This is a genomic window from Arthrobacter sp. 135MFCol5.1 (assembly GCF_000374865.1).
In the GTDB taxonomy this organism is placed as follows: domain Bacteria; phylum Actinomycetota; class Actinomycetes; order Actinomycetales; family Micrococcaceae; genus Arthrobacter.
The window spans coordinates 179,010-193,199 of record NZ_KB895457.1; the positions used below are offsets into that span (position 1 = coordinate 179,010).

The 14,190-nt window shown below is 66.5% G+C and carries 14 protein-coding genes; 2 read left to right on the top strand and 12 right to left on the bottom strand.

The window, feature by feature from the left end; translation table 11 throughout:
- Positions 1-5 precede the first annotated feature (5 nt).
- The 3 genes from C563_RS0111755 to C563_RS0111765 all read right to left on the bottom strand — a co-directional run bounded on the left by C563_RS0111755 (position 6) and on the right by C563_RS0111765 (position 2,672).
- Positions 6-1,310 carry a hemolysin family protein gene (locus C563_RS0111755; protein ID WP_018762254.1) on the bottom strand — a complete coding sequence of 435 codons (1,305 nt, stop codon included), beginning with the start codon at positions 1,308-1,310 and terminating at the stop codon, positions 6-8.
- A gap of 73 nt (positions 1,311-1,383) precedes the next feature.
- Complete coding sequence (locus C563_RS0111760) at positions 1,384-2,139, bottom strand: ArsR/SmtB family transcription factor (RefSeq protein ID WP_018762255.1); 756 nt, start codon at positions 2,137-2,139, stop codon at positions 1,384-1,386.
- A gap of 125 nt (positions 2,140-2,264) precedes the next feature.
- Entirely contained in the window at positions 2,265-2,672 is a 408-nt protein-coding gene (locus C563_RS0111765) for a DUF1304 family protein (RefSeq protein WP_026264716.1), read from the bottom strand.
- Between the two features lie 87 nt (positions 2,673-2,759).
- Between C563_RS0111765 and C563_RS0111770 the strand changes: the two genes are divergently transcribed.
- Both C563_RS0111770 and C563_RS0111775 read left to right on the top strand, forming a co-directional pair.
- Positions 2,760-3,803, top strand: a complete 1,044-nt coding sequence (locus C563_RS0111770) for a helix-turn-helix transcriptional regulator (RefSeq protein WP_018762257.1) — start codon at positions 2,760-2,762, stop codon at positions 3,801-3,803.
- Positions 3,804-3,813: 10 nt separating this feature from the next.
- Positions 3,814-4,149 (top strand): cupin domain-containing protein, encoded by a 336-nt coding sequence (locus tag C563_RS0111775; RefSeq protein WP_018762258.1) that lies wholly within the window; start codon positions 3,814-3,816, stop codon positions 4,147-4,149.
- A 72-nt stretch (positions 4,150-4,221) separates the two neighbouring features.
- Here C563_RS0111775 and C563_RS0111780 read toward each other — a convergent pair whose 3' ends face one another.
- The 9 genes from C563_RS0111780 to C563_RS0111820 form a co-directional block, all read right to left on the bottom strand.
- Positions 4,222-5,463: an MFS transporter gene (locus tag C563_RS0111780; protein WP_018762259.1), complete on the bottom strand. Its 1,242-nt coding sequence runs from the start codon at positions 5,461-5,463 to the stop codon at positions 4,222-4,224.
- A 100-nt stretch (positions 5,464-5,563) separates the two neighbouring features.
- Complete coding sequence (locus tag C563_RS0111785) at positions 5,564-6,811, bottom strand: AGE family epimerase/isomerase (RefSeq protein ID WP_018762260.1); 1,248 nt, start codon at positions 6,809-6,811, stop codon at positions 5,564-5,566.
- Between the two features lie 50 nt (positions 6,812-6,861).
- A complete protein-coding gene (locus tag C563_RS0111790; RefSeq protein WP_018762261.1) occupies positions 6,862-7,605 on the bottom strand; it encodes a sulfite exporter TauE/SafE family protein in 744 nt (247 codons plus the stop codon).
- Positions 7,606-9,045, bottom strand: a complete 1,440-nt coding sequence (locus tag C563_RS0111795; RefSeq protein ID WP_018762262.1) for an NAD-dependent succinate-semialdehyde dehydrogenase — start codon at positions 9,043-9,045, stop codon at positions 7,606-7,608. It abuts the gene before it with no gap.
- Positions 9,046-9,104: 59 nt separating this feature from the next.
- A complete protein-coding gene (locus C563_RS0111800) occupies positions 9,105-9,920 on the bottom strand; it encodes a carbohydrate ABC transporter permease (protein WP_018762263.1) in 816 nt (271 codons plus the stop codon).
- A 4-nt stretch (positions 9,921-9,924) separates the two neighbouring features.
- Positions 9,925-10,881, bottom strand: a complete 957-nt coding sequence (locus tag C563_RS0111805; protein WP_018762264.1) for a carbohydrate ABC transporter permease — start codon at positions 10,879-10,881, stop codon at positions 9,925-9,927.
- A complete protein-coding gene (locus C563_RS0111810) occupies positions 10,878-12,167 on the bottom strand; it encodes an ABC transporter substrate-binding protein (RefSeq protein ID WP_018762265.1) in 1,290 nt (429 codons plus the stop codon). The genes C563_RS0111805 and C563_RS0111810 overlap by 4 nt, the downstream gene beginning before the upstream one ends.
- A 94-nt stretch (positions 12,168-12,261) precedes the next feature.
- Positions 12,262-13,146: an aldolase gene (locus C563_RS0111815; RefSeq protein WP_018762266.1), complete on the bottom strand. Its 885-nt coding sequence runs from the start codon at positions 13,144-13,146 to the stop codon at positions 12,262-12,264.
- A 31-nt stretch (positions 13,147-13,177) separates the two neighbouring features.
- Positions 13,178-14,083, bottom strand: coding sequence for a carbohydrate kinase family protein (locus C563_RS0111820; protein WP_026264718.1), 906 nt, complete (start codon positions 14,081-14,083; stop codon positions 13,178-13,180).
- Positions 14,084-14,190: the final 107 nt, after the last annotated feature.

A 14,190-nucleotide genomic window follows, 5' to 3' on the forward strand; every position in this document is an offset into this window, starting at 1 on the left:
CCGCCTTACCCGCCGGCACCCGACGGCGGCGTCACCGGGGTGACCCGGACCCGTGCAATCCGCAGCTTGTCCATGCTGAGGACCGTCAGCACGTACCCCGGGACCTGCACCCGGTCACCGGCCTGCGCCAGCCGCCCCAAGCGGGACATCATGAAGCCTGCCACCGTCTCATAGCGTCCCTCGGGCAATTCGATTCCGGAGGCTGACGTGAACTCCTGCAGGATCAGGCCGCCGTCCACCTCGATGGACCCGTTGGCAACGGTGACACGGTCCTCGTGTTCAGCGCCGGTGTCGTACTCGTCATAGATCTCGCCCACGAGTTCTTCCACGAGGTCTTCGAGCGTGACCACACCGTCGGTGCCGCCGTATTCGTCCACCACCAAGACAATGTGCTGGTTTGTCTTGCGCATCCGGGACAGCGACGGAAGGACCCTGTTGGTTCCCGGCATGGCCAGCATGGTCCGGGCAATATCCTTCACCGGCGCTTGGTCCTGTGCCTCGCCCCGGGGCATCAGGTCGCGGATATGGACGAAGCCCAGGACGTCGTCGGGGGTCCTGCCAATCACCGGAAACCGGGAGTAGGGGCCGTCCCTGACCATTTCGCGGGCGGCAGCGACCGTTGTGGTCCCGTTGATGAAGGTCACTTCCGTGCGGGGACGCATGACCTCCTGCAGGGTCCGGTCGCCGGCGCCGAACACATCGGCCAGGATGTGGCGGTTGCTTTCCTCAAGGGCCTCGCTTTCCGCCACCATGTCCCACAGCTCCTCCGACGTGATGCTTGCCCGTTTGGCATGCGGGTCGCCGCCGAACAGCCGTACCACCGCATCGGTGGAGACGGACAGCAGCCAGATGACCGGCCGCATAACCCTGGAAAGGGTGATCAGCGGCGGAGCCAGGATCCTGGTCAGGGCGACGGGGTTTTGCAGGGCCAGCCTCTTGGGTGCCAGCTCGCCCAGGACCAAGGACAGGTAGGCCACCAGCAGCGTCATGCCAACGAACGACGCCGGCCCGGCGGCGGCCCCGAGCCCAAGGGCTTCCAGGAGGGGCACGACGACGGGCGCGATCGCCGAGGCGCCGTACGCTGCCGAGAAGAACCCGGCCAGGGTCACCCCGATTTGGACAGTGGAGAGGAACCGGTTGGGATTCCGCGCCAGGGCGGCGGTCCGGACCCCGGACTCGCCGGACTTTTCGATGCGGCGGATCTGGCCCTCGTGCAGGGACACCAGGGCCATTTCCGCTGCGGCAAAGACACCGCCCAGCAGAACGAAACTGAGAACCAGAGCAATGTTGACCAGGGTGCCGCTGTCCATGAGATGACCTTAGACCCGCGGGTGGCCGCGTGGACGCGGAGCTCCAGTGCGGGCTGCCGGGCGGTTGTCGTCGCTAGGTGTACATCAGCGAACCGGGGGTGGTGAGCTTCTCACCGGTTTCCAGCCAGGTCTTCAGGCCGGAGAGGATCATCGGCCAGCCGCCGTAGAGCTGTTCGTTGGCCCCTTCGCGCAGGTCGCTGTGCGTAACGGTGAGGTGGCAGGAGTCGTCGCCTACCGGTTCGATCTCCCAGGTGATTTTAGACGTGCCCTCGGCCTTGACGTCCTCGCCCCAGAGCGCCCGCATGGTCTGGACCAGGCGGCGCGGCGGATCCACCTCCAGGTTCTCGCCCTCGCCCAGGGCCTCCCCGGCCTTGGGGTTGCCCATCACGAACTTGCCACCGGGTGTCCAGTCGGACTCCATGGTGTTTCCGAATTGGTACTTGCTGCGGATGTCACTGTCGGTGATGGCTTCCCAGAGCCGTTCCGGCGTGGTCTTGATGTAAATCTCGAAGATCTTTTCCATGGGAGTTTCCAATCTGGATTTGAGGTCGCTGAGGGCAGCGGCCCATGGTTCTGCGTATTTGCTGACCCAGCGGTCGTGGACCAGGCGGATGGGCACCGGGTTGAGGAAGTGCAGCTTTTCCCGGCCCCGACGGCGGGTGGCCACCAGGCCTGCATCCTCCAGGATGCGCAGATGCTTGGCGATGCCGAAGCGGGTCATGCTGAACCGCGCCTCAAGCGCACTCAGGGTCTGGCCGTCCTCGCGGAACAGCTCATCAAGCAGGTCCCGGCGGGTGGGGTCGGAGAGTGCTTTGAACACGTCGTCCATACCGCCAATGATAGGTGACTAAATAGTCACCTATCAAGGGTTTTACGCAGTTGGCTCGAGCCGGGAGCCGCGTGGGGGGTTCCTCGCCGTCAGCCGCGCGTGCGGAACCCCGGCGGCCGGGTGGCCTAGGGCCCCAGGGGGAGGAAGAGCAAGGTGAGCAGGGCGGGAAGGGTGGCGGCAAGGGTCCCCGGGACGCTCTCCCACCGCTTCGGGTAGTGGCCCTGCAGGTCGGCCAGCAGCATGGTGGGGGCGGTGAGGACCATGTTCAGGCAGCAATACACAACCAACGTGTACCCCACCACGGTTTCGCCGATGTTGACCGCCACCAGCCCGGCCGCCAGGCCCAGCGCGACCACCAGGTTCTTGTACCCGGTGGGGATGGCCCACATCATCACCGCGGGCACGTTCTCCGGCGGCGTGCTGAGGAACTTCTGCGCCCACCTGCTGCGCAAGAGCAGGAAACTCTCCACCGGGAAGACGCCCACGTAGATGGCCACGGCCATCACCGCAAAGACCTGGGACATGATGTTCATGCCGGAAGGGTAGGGCCGCGGCACTGTAGAGCACCATCCCCGGATTGGGGGATTCCACGGGAACCCGGGGAGCCGGATACTGAACCTATGTGGGAGGAACGCGCTGAGCGCGCCCGGCGGGAGATCGCCGCGCTGGCCACAGACGGACTGGACTTGTCCGCCCTCTATGCCGCCGCCCTGGCACTGGTGCGGCAGTCGGTGCCGTTCGACCAAGCCTGCTGGGCCGGCGTCGACCCCGACACGATGGTGATGAATTCGGTCACCAACTGGCGGCCCTGGCCCGTCACCGACGAGTACGCCGTCCGGTTCGCCCAATCCGAGTATCAAGGGAACGAGCCGAATACCTTTGCCCAGTTGATGGGACGTCCGCGCCCGGTGGCTCGGATTTCGGATGCGCCTGGCCCCGCGGTGGCCGGCAGCATCCGGATCAATGACCTCTTGCGCCCGCTGGGACTGGTGCATGAACTGCGCGGCGCGTTCCGCGTGGACCAGTCGTGCTGGGGAGTGGGCAGCCTGTTCCGTAATGGGGCGGTCGACTTCAGCGACCGGGAGGTGGAATTCCTGGCAGCGGTTACTGGCGCGCTCGCCGCCGCAACCCGCATCGCCACCCGCGCCCACCACGCGGTCTGGGACCAGCATGGGGGCCCGATCATCGTCCTCGCCGGCGATCGTGGTGAGTTGCGGGCCGCCACTCCGGCCGCCACCACGTGGCTCCAGGCACTCGAAGACGCGGCTCCGGGCCGGTTCAGCATGGTGCTGTACGCCGTGGTGGAACAGGCAAAGGCGTCACGCACCGGGACGGCGCGGACCCGGATGCGGGACCTCGACGCCGGTTGGGTGGTCCTTCAGGCGAGCCGGCTCCTCACCGGGGACGATCCCGGACAGATGGTGGTCACGGTGGAGCCGGCCACCACCGGCCAGTTGCTGACCCTCCTCCTGGCTGCCTACGGCTTCACCCCGAGGGAACAGGAAGTCTGCCTGGAACTCATCGCAGGCAGCCCGGACGCTGATATCTCCCGGCATCTGTTTATCTCGCCGCACACCGTCCACGACCACCTCAAATCCATCTTCGACAAAGTGGGGGTGGGCAGCCGCGGGGAACTGGTCGCCAGGCTGACGGCAACTGGGTAGCCTTGGGCGCATGCAGAAGATATCGGTCGACGCCTTGGCGCGCCAGCAGCTCGAGGCAGCGCTCGCATCCCCCAACGGTCGTGCCGCCGATACCGTTTACGGCGGCCACGAGAAAATCCTCCGGCAATCCGTGATGGCGATGGCGGCCGGAACCCGGTTGAGCGAACACAAGAACCCCGGCGACGCCACGGTGTTCGTGATCCGCGGCTGCATCCGGCTGACCGCGGGTGGAGACTCCTGGCAGGGCAAGGCGGGGGACCTGCTGATCGTCCCGCCCGGCCTGCACAGCCTGACGGCCGAAGAGGACTCCACCTTCCTGTTCACCGTGGCCAAGCACCGCGACTGACCCATCGACTGCTCCGCCGTTGTCGTTCCGGGCGCTGAAAACGACTGGTACGGAGCACTCGAAGCAGGTTTGTCAGGAACGGTCGGTGACGCTTTCCTTCACCGGCCGTGGCTCCAGCCAGATCCGCTCCCGCGGGCCCGGCGGATAGGCGTACCTCTTCCCGGCAAAGGTGATCAGCAACGCGGCAACCACCGGGATCGCCGCCGCGGCGGGGACCAGCAGCGCGCCGCCCACCACCAGGGCGGCCGAACCGTACAGGGCACCAACGGTGATGCCCAGCTGGATGGTCAGCACGGTCAGCCCGTTGGCGGCCTCGCTGTATTCACCGCCGGCCCGGAGGATCGCCGACTGGTTGTAGATGCCGATTGCCCCGAGGCCGGCCCCCCAGACCGTCATCAGCACCAGGGTGACGGGGAGGTTTCCTACCGCCAGGGGGAGTAAAAACATCGACGCGGCGATGGCCGCCGTCGTCACGATCAGGGACCGGCGCGGGCGCGAATCCACGGTCAGCCCGGCAATCCAGATGCCCAGCAGGCCAGAGCCGCCCAGCACGGTCAGGGAGAGGCTGGTGGCGTAGTCCGGCAGGTGCGCCTCGCGGATGAAGGGTGCGATGTAGGTAAAGAGAGCGAAGTGGGCCAACACGAGCAGCGGCCAGGCGACGGCCACGGACTTTACTCCGGGCTGGCCAATAGCCTTCCGAAGCGAGGGCCGGGCCGCGTCGGTAATGCGGCGGACCCGGGGGAGCAGCCAGAACGCGAGGACGGTGAGGACCAGCCCAAAGCCGGCCAGCACCAGGAACGCTGCCCGCCATCCCAGGAACCCGCCTAGGGCGGTGCCCACCGGAGCCCCGATGGCCAACCCCAGGCTGTTGCCGCTGAACACGATGGCCAAGGCCTTGCCCACCTTGTCCGCCGGGACCACCCGGGCCACGAACGGCGCCATGGTGGTCCAGAGCAGTCCGTGCGCCAGTCCACCCACCAACCTGGCGATCATCGCCGAGGTGAAGTCCGGCGCCATCCCCACCATGGCGTTGCTCAGCGCGAACGTCAGGACCAACGCGACGAGCAGCGCATGCCGTGGAATTTTCCCCAGGAGCCGCGCCGCCGGAACCACGGTGACAACAATGACGGCGGCGTACGCGGCGGCGAGGTAGCCGGCCACGGGCTCGGACACGCCGAGGCCGGAGCTGATCTGCGGAAGGAGCCCTGACGGCAGCAGCTCCGTGGTGATGGCAGTGAAGGCTATGGTGGCCAGCACCGCCATGGCGGCATAGGGAAAACGGGCAGGGGACGGCGCGGAAATCGCGGAAGGCATGGGGGTGCGTCCATTCAAGGGGTGGGGTTGGAAAGCGGCTCGCTGGCCGGACAAATTCCTCCCTTAAATTTACAGGATCGAACCCCCTGCTCCGCGCCGGTTACGGCGTGTTCAGGCGTGCGTCCAGCAAGCCGGCCGCGACCGCTGGAGCCAGTCCGGGCGCCAGCGGGAGGCGCGGGACTACGAGGCAGTGCCACAGGTGGTAGATATCCGCCTTGCCGGACCACACCGTCGAGGTGACATTGCCGTTCTCGTCGAGTTCCTGCTTCCAGGAACCGTGCTCGTAGTCGATGAACCAGTCGCGGGCGTGGTCCCAGATCCGCTCATACCAGTCCGCGTACTGTTGCTCGCCCGTGGCAATGTACAGGGCGGCCGCACCGCCGATCGCTTCCGCTGGTACCCACCGGATGCGGGTGGTGACAACGGGCTTGCCTTCCCAGTCGACTGTGTAGACAAAGCCCGGATGGCCGTCCGGTTGCCAGGCGTCCCGGATGGCGGCATCGAACAAGCCCCGTGCATCCTCGAGGAGCCACTCCGGGACGTCCAGGCCGCGGGCCTCAAGCCCGGCACGGAGGTGGAGGAGCAGCCGCGCCCACTCCACCCAGTGGCCAGGGGTTCCACCGTAGGCGCGGAACTGGCTGGCGCGGTCATCGGTGTTGTACTCGGGCATGGGGTTCCAGTCCGGGTCGAAGTGCTCGAACACCCGGTAATTGTTGTTGCGCGCAAACCGGTGGATGAGCACCTCGGCGATGTGCAGGGCCCGTTCGAGCCACCTGTTCTCCCCGGTCACATCAGCCACGATGAGGTAGGCCTCCACCGAGTGCATGCTGGCGTTGCCGCCGCGGTATGCCTCGGTTTCCGTGAAGTCCCGGTTCCACGAGTCGAAGCACATGTTGGCCTCGTGGTCCCAGAACTTCGTGTCGGCGACCTGCAGCGCTTCATCCAGCAGCTCCCGCGCTCCGGGTCGACCGGCCGCGACGGCGCTTGCCGCGGCCAGGAGCACGAAGGAGTGCTGGTAGCCGGACTTGGTGTCGTCCACCGGACCGTCCTGGTCCACCTCCGCGTACCAACCGCCAAACTCGTCGTCGTGGAGGACGCCGTTGAGGGCGGCAATTCCGTGGTCCACGAGCGTGGCCGCTCCCGGCCGTCCCATCAGGGCGGCGACGGCGAAACTGTGCGTCATCCGCGCGGTGATCCACAGGTGGGTTGGCTTGTCGGCGAATACCTTGCCGTAGTTGTCGAGCCAGCCGAATCCGGTGGCGACCTTGGAGGCCTCGGCGAAACGGACCAACCGGTCGGTTTCCGCCTCAAGCCATCGTGCGTGGGCGGCGCTGTTCAGCCACGTCATGTCATGTCCTCTCAGTTCTCTCAGTTGCGTGGTAGGTAGAAAATATTGCGTCAGCCGGCGGCTTCAAGAACGCCGCGGACAATCGTGGCAGCCGCTCCCAGATAGGCCAGGACCACCAGGAGTTTCTGTGCTGCCCGGGCCGGAACAAATTTCGAGGCGACGTCGCCGAGCACCAGCCCGGCCAGGCAGGAGACGGCAACGGCACCCCACATGCCCAATGGCATCACGGGGAAGGTCGCGGGGGCAGTGATGGCCTTGGAGATGAGTGAGAACGTACCGATCGTGAAGAAGTACGGCTGCATGGTGGCAGCGAACGACTTATGCTGCCAATTGGTGGCGATCGAGTACATGCTGACGGCGGGCCCGCCCACCCCGGCGGCAGTGTTCATGAATCCGCTGAGGCCGCCGGCGGCCAGCAGGTAGCGCCGGCGCGACGGCAGCGTGGCGGACTTCAGTGCCAGCAGAACAGTCAGCCCGGCCGCGAGGAGCACCCCGATGGAGATCTCCAGCACCGGCGCTGGAATCAGGCGGATCAGGAAGGCCGCCGGAATGATGCCGAGCAGGGCAGAGGCAGCAAGAAACACGTAGCGCTTCCAGTCGATGTCGCGCAGCACCCGGAAGATAATGGCTCCTGCCGTCACCGCACCGCACACATTCACCAGCACCACGCCTTCCACCGGGCCCAGGAGCAGGACCAGGAACGGGGCCGCCACCAGCGCGAAGCCCATCCCGGTGATCCGCTGCATCCCGGCACCCATGACGACGGCCCCGAGGACCAGCCCGGTGGTCAGCATTTACGGTCTCCAGGCCACGTACTGGACCTCTTCGAACTCTTCGAGGCCCAAGCTCGATCCTTCCCGTCCCAGCCCTGACTGTTTGGCGCCGCCCATCGGGGCGAAGGCAACGGACGGCAGGGGGTCGTTCACGCCGACGATGCCGGCCTCAAGCTGCTCCGGGATCTCCCAGCCGCGCTTCGGGCTGCCGCTCCACACGTAAGCGGCCAGGCCCATCTCGGTGGCGTTCGCCTTCCGGATGGCGTCCTCCTCCGAGGAGAAGGTGACGACGCCGGCGGCCGGGCCGAACACCTCTTCGGTCACCAACAGTGCGTCGTCCGGAACATCGGCAAGCAGGGTGGGCGCCATGAACGCACCCCCGCCAGGGACCGCCGTGCGCTGGGTGACGCGGCGGGCGCCCCGGCCCAGGGCGTCGTCCACCAGCGCCTGTACGGCGGACACCCTGTCGGCATCGATGACCGGGCCCAGGTCCGGGACCTGCGCGCCGCCGTCGGGAACGCCATGACCGATGGTCATCGCGTCAAAGCGGGCGCCCAGCTTCCTTGCGAACTCGTCGGCGACGCTGTCCTGGACCAGGAACCTGTTGGCGGCCACGCAGGACTGGCCGGTGTTGCGGAGCCTGCCCAGGACGGCGCCGTCAACGGCCGCGTCAAGGTCCGCGTCCTCGAAGACGATGAACGGTGCGTTGCCGCCGAGTTCCAGCAGGGGCCGGACCACGCGCTCGGAGGCCGACGCCATGACCTGCCGGCCCACGCCCGTGGAACCGGTGAAACTTACGGCACGGACCGCCGGGTGGGCCATCAGCGCCGCGGTGATTTCGCGGGAAGGGCCATGGACCAGATTCACCACGCCGGCGGGAAAACCGGCGTCATTCAGGACTTCGAACAGGCCGGTCGCAGCCAACGGGGCCTTCTCGGACACCCTGCCCACCACGGTGCACCCGGCGGCGAGCATCGCGGCGAGCTTGCGGGCCTGGATGGAGACGGGGAAGTTCCACGGGGTGAGGCTGAGGGCCACACCGACGGGCTTGCGGTTGCTGAGGTGGCGGCGCCCCCGGAGTTCAGGTGGGCTGATGGTGCCGGTGGCGCGGCGGACCTCCTCGGCGAACCAGCGGAAGTACTCCACCGAGAAGTCCACCTCGCCCTGCGCTTCGGGAAGCCTCTTGCCTGCCTCGAGTGCCAGCGTGTGCGCGATTTCGTCGCGGCGTTCCGCCAACAGCCCCGCCGCGTTGCGGAGCAGGTCTGCCCGGTGGCGGGCGGTGGTGCGGGACCAGCTGCCGAAGGCCTCGGCGGCGGCGTCGGCGGCCTTGGTGGCGTCCCCGGCCGAGCCCCAGGCGACCTCGCCCACGGTGCTGCCGTTGCCCGGATCAGTCACGTCCCTTGCGGTTCCGGCAGTGTGCCAGGTGCCGTTGACAAGGTGCCGGGCTGATGTGAGGTTCATGGAAGGAGCCTTTCGTTGGGCCGTGAGGGCACCGCCGGAGCCGCGCGTCGTCGTTGTACTCATCCCTTGCTTGCCCCTGCCGTGATGCCGGCAACGAAGTAGCGCTGCAGGAAGACGTAGGCCACCACCACCGGCAGGGAAGCCAGGATCACGCCGGCGAACAGCAGCGGGTAATTGGTCTGGAACTCACCTTGGAAGCTGAGCAATGCCAGTGGCAGGGTCCGGTTGCCGGGGGACTGGATGAACAACAGCGGGTAGAGGAGCTCGTTCCAGTGGATGACGAACAGGAAGATGGCGGCCGCGGCGATCGACGGTGCGGAGAGCGGCAGGGCGATGGATGCGTAGGTCTTCCACGGCCCGCTGCCGTCGATTGAGGAAGCTTCATAGAGTTCCTTGGGCAAGGTCCGCATAAACCCGCCCAGGATGAAGACGGCAATGGGCAACGTGGACACGACGTTGGCCAGGATCAGGCCGGCCAGGTTGTCCAGCAAGCCCAGCCTGCCAAAGAGGACGTAGAGCGGCACCATGTTGGCCTGTGCCGGGATGGCCATGCCCAGGACCAGGAATCCGAAGATGGCCCAGGACATGAACCCCTTCAACCGGGACACTGCGTAGCCGGCCAGGCTGGCCACGAACAAGGTCAACGGCACCGAAACGCCGGTAACGATCACGCTGTTCATGAAGGACGAACCCAGGTTCTGGCCGCCCACCACCTCGACGAAGTTATCCGGGGCGAGTGAATGCGGAAGGCTGAACGGGCCGGCGAACAGTTCCTGGGTGGACTTGAAACTGCCGAACGCCACCACTGTCAGCGGAATGATGATGATGACCGCGTAGATGGCCAGGATGGCGCGGCGGCTTAGTGTTGCGAGCATGCTGCTAGTCCCCCTTCGGGGTGAGCCGGAGCAACCGGCGCTGCAGCCAGGTGACCAGGGCGATCATCGCCATGAAGATAATCGACTGGGCGGCGGCGTAGCCGAACTCCGAGTTGGCAAAGGTGCTGTATATGCGGGTGGAAAGGATATCCAGGGCTGCCTTGGGCGGGTTGCCGGCGATGCCAAGAATCAGGTCGAAGGCCTTGAAGGACTGCACGGTGGTGTAAGCCACCACGATGGAGGTGGCCGGGGCCACGAACGGCCAGGTGATGGATTTGAACTGCTGCCATTTGCTGGCGCCGTCCATCTCCGCCGCTTCGTAGAGTTCCTTGGGGATGGCCTGCAGCCCGGCGATGTAGACCACCATCATCTGGCCCGAATGGAACCAGACCTGGGTGACGGCCACCCAGTACAAAGCCTGGGCGTCGTTGCCGAGGTAGGCTCCACCGTCCACCCCGACGGTTCGGAGGACGGAGTTGGCCAGGCCGAAGTTGGGGTCGTAGATGAACTTCCAGATGAAGGCCACCGAGACGGAGGACAGGATGGTGGGGAAGAAGAACAGTGCCCGCAGCAGGATGCTGCCCCGCGAGTTCTTGGTCAGCAGCAGGGCCAGGACCAGCGAGAACGCTGTCTGGGCGATCACCACCAGCAGCACGAACTTCAGGTTGTTCGTCAGCGCGTTCGTAAACAGCGAGTCCTTGGTGAACGCCCGGACGAAGTTGTCCACGCCCACATAATTGAACGCCGCGGAGAATCCGTTCCAGTCCGTGATGGCGTACTGGAACGCCTGCAGCGTCGGCATCACCAGGAAGAAGGCGACGACGGCGACTGCGGGCAGCGGGAAAAGGTACAGGGCCGGATTCACCCGTGTGGGAGAGCGGCGGCGCACCTTGGCAGGGTTGTCGGGGGTGTGGCTGTCCGGGGCCTTCCGCCGGGCAGCCGTTCCCGGATGGATGCTCATAGCCGTTCGTCAACAATCTTCTGGGCGGCAGCGGCTGCCTGCTCCGGGCTGGTGCCGGAAATGACGGCCGTGGCGCTGGCCTCCACCGCGTTGCGGACATCGAGGTTATTGAACTGGAAGCGGGCGGCGAGTGCCGTCTTCTTCTGCAGCCAGGGACTGAGGCGCTTCAGGTCCGGGTTGGTGTACTCCACCTTGTCCACGGAGACGTGCTGGGCAGTCTGGTTGGCGTAGTAGCCGGCGTTCTCGGGCTCGGAGAGGAAATCGATCCATGCCGCCGCGGCCGCCTGGTTCTTGCTGGCGGAGTTGACGCCCAGGATGAAGGTGGCGTTGTAGGCGCCCTCGTATTTGCCGTTGCCGTCGGAGGTGGTGTTGGGGAACACCAGGTCGATCGGGAACTTGGCACCGAGTCCGCGGACCGCGGCGAGGTGGTAGGAGCCGGTGGCGAGCATGGCGGCCTTGCCCTGGGAGAACAGGTTCTGGGCCGGTTCAACGGCGGTGCCGGTGGCGTTGGGCTGCACGAAGGGCTTCAGGTCCTTGTACTGGCCCAGCATCTTGAGGAACCAGTCGTCCGTGCACTTGAGCTTGCCCTGCTCGATCTGGGCGCACATGTCGTCCACGGGGGCGTTGTTGGCGATCATGCAGTTGAACAGCTGGCCGCCGTTTCCGACGTCGCCGCCCGGCCAGGAAATGGGAATGACCCCGGAGGCGGCGAGTTTTTCGCACATGCCCAGGAAGGCGTCCCAGTTCTTGGGCGAGGTTTCTGCACCGGCCTTGTCGAAGAGGTCCAGGTTGGCCATGGGCATGGGGAAGACCACCTGGTAGGGCAGGCCGAGCTGGTTGTCGCCGCTCTGCCCGGCGGACAGGAGTCCCTTTTGGTAGTTGCCTACGGCTTTGCTGCCCTTGAGGTCGGTGTACACCCCGGCCTCGGTGAAGTTCTTAAACTGGGAGCCGCGGAAGGTGGCGAACGCGTCGCCGATGGAGCCGCCGCGAAGCTTCTGCAGTGCCTGGGCGTTGTAGTCGTTGGAGGTCGAGATGTCCTGGGCAATTTCCACGCCGTCGTGTTGTGCCACGAAGCGCTTGATGAGTTCGTCGAATACGGCCTTGTCCTCGCCGCGCCAGTGGGCGAAGGACACCTTGCCGGTGACGGCTCCGGTGGCGGGTGCCGACGGACCGGTTGCCCCTCCCGGCTTGGTGGAACCGCCGGGCCCGGCGCACGCTGCCGCAGCGGCGCCGAAGCCCAGGGCCCCGAGAAGGGCGACTGCCTGCCGGCGTGAAATCTGACTCACAATAATCTCCTCGTTGAGTGTTTGCTGTGCCTTGTTTGCTTGCTGCTGAGAGGGGCCGGGCCCCGTGACGGTGCTTGTGGTGCGGGAGAACTGCCTAGGCGTTGGTCCTCTGGGCGGACACGACGTCGTCCACCACGGCGCAAAGGCGCTGCAGCCTGCGGACGGCGTCGGTGGAGAGGGATTCGACGACGTCGGGAGCGCCGATGCAGGAAGCCCAGACTGCGCGTCCGGAGAGGAAGCCGCTGGCACCTTCGAGGCAGGCCCACCGGACGGCGTCCGGGAAGACGTCTTCGGGAACACCGGAGGAGAGGACCACCCACGGGCCGTCGATGGCTTTGGTGAGCTCGGCGCAGGCGTCGCGGACGTCAGCTTCCGAAGCCTGGCCGTGGAACGGGACCTCGGCCTTGTACAAGTCGGCACCCAGGCTGCCCAGTTCCTTGGCGGCGGCCAGGATGCCCGCGTTCCAGTCAAAGTCGCCGCCGGCCAGGGGCTTGCGGGAGACGGGTTCGATGATGCTTATCAGCCCCGCGGACCGGCAGCTGTCCACGAACTCGCGGACCATGGCCACGCGGCCCTCGGCGGGTTCGTCCGGGCGGTAGAGCACCAGCAGCTTCAGGGCCTTGACGCCGAGGGCGGCGTATTTGTGCGGATCCACCAGGCGGTCGATGGTCACTTCGCCCACCAGTTCGCCGTGGGCGGGTTCAAAGTGATCGGCGGAGGCGATCAGCCCGCAGCCGGGGTCCACCACGCCTTCCTCGATTGCGTGGTCCAGGGCGAACTGGCGGTCGATGAGGACGCCGGAGGCATAAGGGGTCAGGATCCGGGCCGCCTCGAGCTTGAAGTCCCGGAGGTCCTGGTCCGTGACGGGCTGGTCGGTGTGCTCTGCGAACATGTTGCGCATGGCTTCGCGCTGGTCAACGGCGAGCATCGCAAAGGCGCCTGAGGGCCGTTGGAGCGGGGAGAGGTCTGCATGGTTCATGGGCTGGCTACTTTCAGCTGGGCGGGTTGGGTCAGGAATGGTGGTTGGAGGCGAATTCGGTGGTGATGGCCTGGCGGGGGATGGCAGAGCGGCCGTCCAGCCCGACACAGGATGCTGCGGCGGTGCGGCCGGCGAATGCGGCGGCGTCCACCAACGGCAGGCCTGCGGCAACGGCTGCGAGGAGCGCGCCGTGGTAGACATCGCCGGCGCCGAGGGTGGAAACGATGTCCGCCGGCGTGGCCGGTACGTGGACGGGACCGCCGCCGCGTTCCAGGACCCAGGCGCCGTCTGAGCCGGCGGTGGCCACGACGGCCGCGGCGCCGTCGTCGAGCGCTTTGCGCAGGAGGGCTCCGGGGGAGTGCCCGGCGCCGTACTCTGCCTGGAGCCTTTCCACGGTAGGTACGTAGAGTGCGATGCCGCGGGGGCTGAAGGATGGGATGGGATTGCCGGCGTCCACGCTGATGTTCAGCGATCCGGAGCGGGCACCTGCGACGGCATTCCATCCCAAGTGGTCGGCATGGACCCAGGCGGCGGATGCCAGCAGGTCGAAGAAGCGGCTGCCCGCAGGGAACCTGACCGGCGGCACGGGCCTGGTGACGATGGCCCGGCTCTCGGTTGCCTTGCTGACGATGATCACGCTGGCGCCGGTCTTGACGCCGCGATCGCGGATCACGGCGGAGGTGTCCACGCCTTCGGCTTGCAGCCCGGAAATGATGCGGTCGCCTTCTTCGTCGGTGCCGAGGACGCCGGCGAAGGCGGTATCCGCCCCCGCCCGTGCTGCTGCGACGGCTGCCGTGGCTGCAGGGCCGCCGCCCGCCGTCGCGAAATCCGTGGCCACGGTCCGGCTGTCCGCAGCGGGGTAATCCTGCACCAAGGCAATGGAGTCAAGAGTGGCGCAGCCTACGAAGAGCAGGGGTCCAGTTGACGGTTGGGGCACGTTCCACCTCGTTGTAGTTCCGGCTGGTATTGAAGAAATATACACACGCTATGTTGGAAAAACAACACTTTCTGTATAGTTGTGTTTGGGATGCAACGCCGCAGCCC

Excerpts from the sequence above, each read along its gene's own strand:
- C563_RS0111755 (WP_018762254.1), bottom strand. The coding sequence starts at position 1,310 with ATGGACAGCGGCACCCTGGTCAACATTGCTCTGGTTCTCAGTTTCGTT.
- C563_RS0111760 (WP_018762255.1), bottom strand. The coding sequence starts at position 2,139 with ATGGACGACGTGTTCAAAGCACTCTCCGACCCCACCCGCCGGGACCTG.
- C563_RS0111765 (WP_026264716.1), bottom strand. The coding sequence starts at position 2,672 with ATGAACATCATGTCCCAGGTCTTTGCGGTGATGGCCGTGGCCATCTAC.
- C563_RS0111770 (WP_018762257.1), top strand. The coding sequence starts at position 2,760 with ATGTGGGAGGAACGCGCTGAGCGCGCCCGGCGGGAGATCGCCGCGCTG.
- C563_RS0111775 (WP_018762258.1), top strand. The coding sequence starts at position 3,814 with ATGCAGAAGATATCGGTCGACGCCTTGGCGCGCCAGCAGCTCGAGGCA.
- C563_RS0111780 (WP_018762259.1), bottom strand. The coding sequence starts at position 5,463 with ATGCCTTCCGCGATTTCCGCGCCGTCCCCTGCCCGTTTTCCCTATGCC.
- C563_RS0111785 (WP_018762260.1), bottom strand. The coding sequence starts at position 6,811 with ATGACGTGGCTGAACAGCGCCGCCCACGCACGATGGCTTGAGGCGGAA.
- C563_RS0111790 (WP_018762261.1), bottom strand. The coding sequence starts at position 7,605 with ATGCTGACCACCGGGCTGGTCCTCGGGGCCGTCGTCATGGGTGCCGGG.
- C563_RS0111795 (WP_018762262.1), bottom strand. The coding sequence starts at position 9,045 with ATGAACCTCACATCAGCCCGGCACCTTGTCAACGGCACCTGGCACACT.
- C563_RS0111800 (WP_018762263.1), bottom strand. The coding sequence starts at position 9,920 with ATGCTCGCAACACTAAGCCGCCGCGCCATCCTGGCCATCTACGCGGTC.
- C563_RS0111805 (WP_018762264.1), bottom strand. The coding sequence starts at position 10,881 with ATGAGCATCCATCCGGGAACGGCTGCCCGGCGGAAGGCCCCGGACAGC.
- C563_RS0111815 (WP_018762266.1), bottom strand. The coding sequence starts at position 13,146 with ATGAACCATGCAGACCTCTCCCCGCTCCAACGGCCCTCAGGCGCCTTT.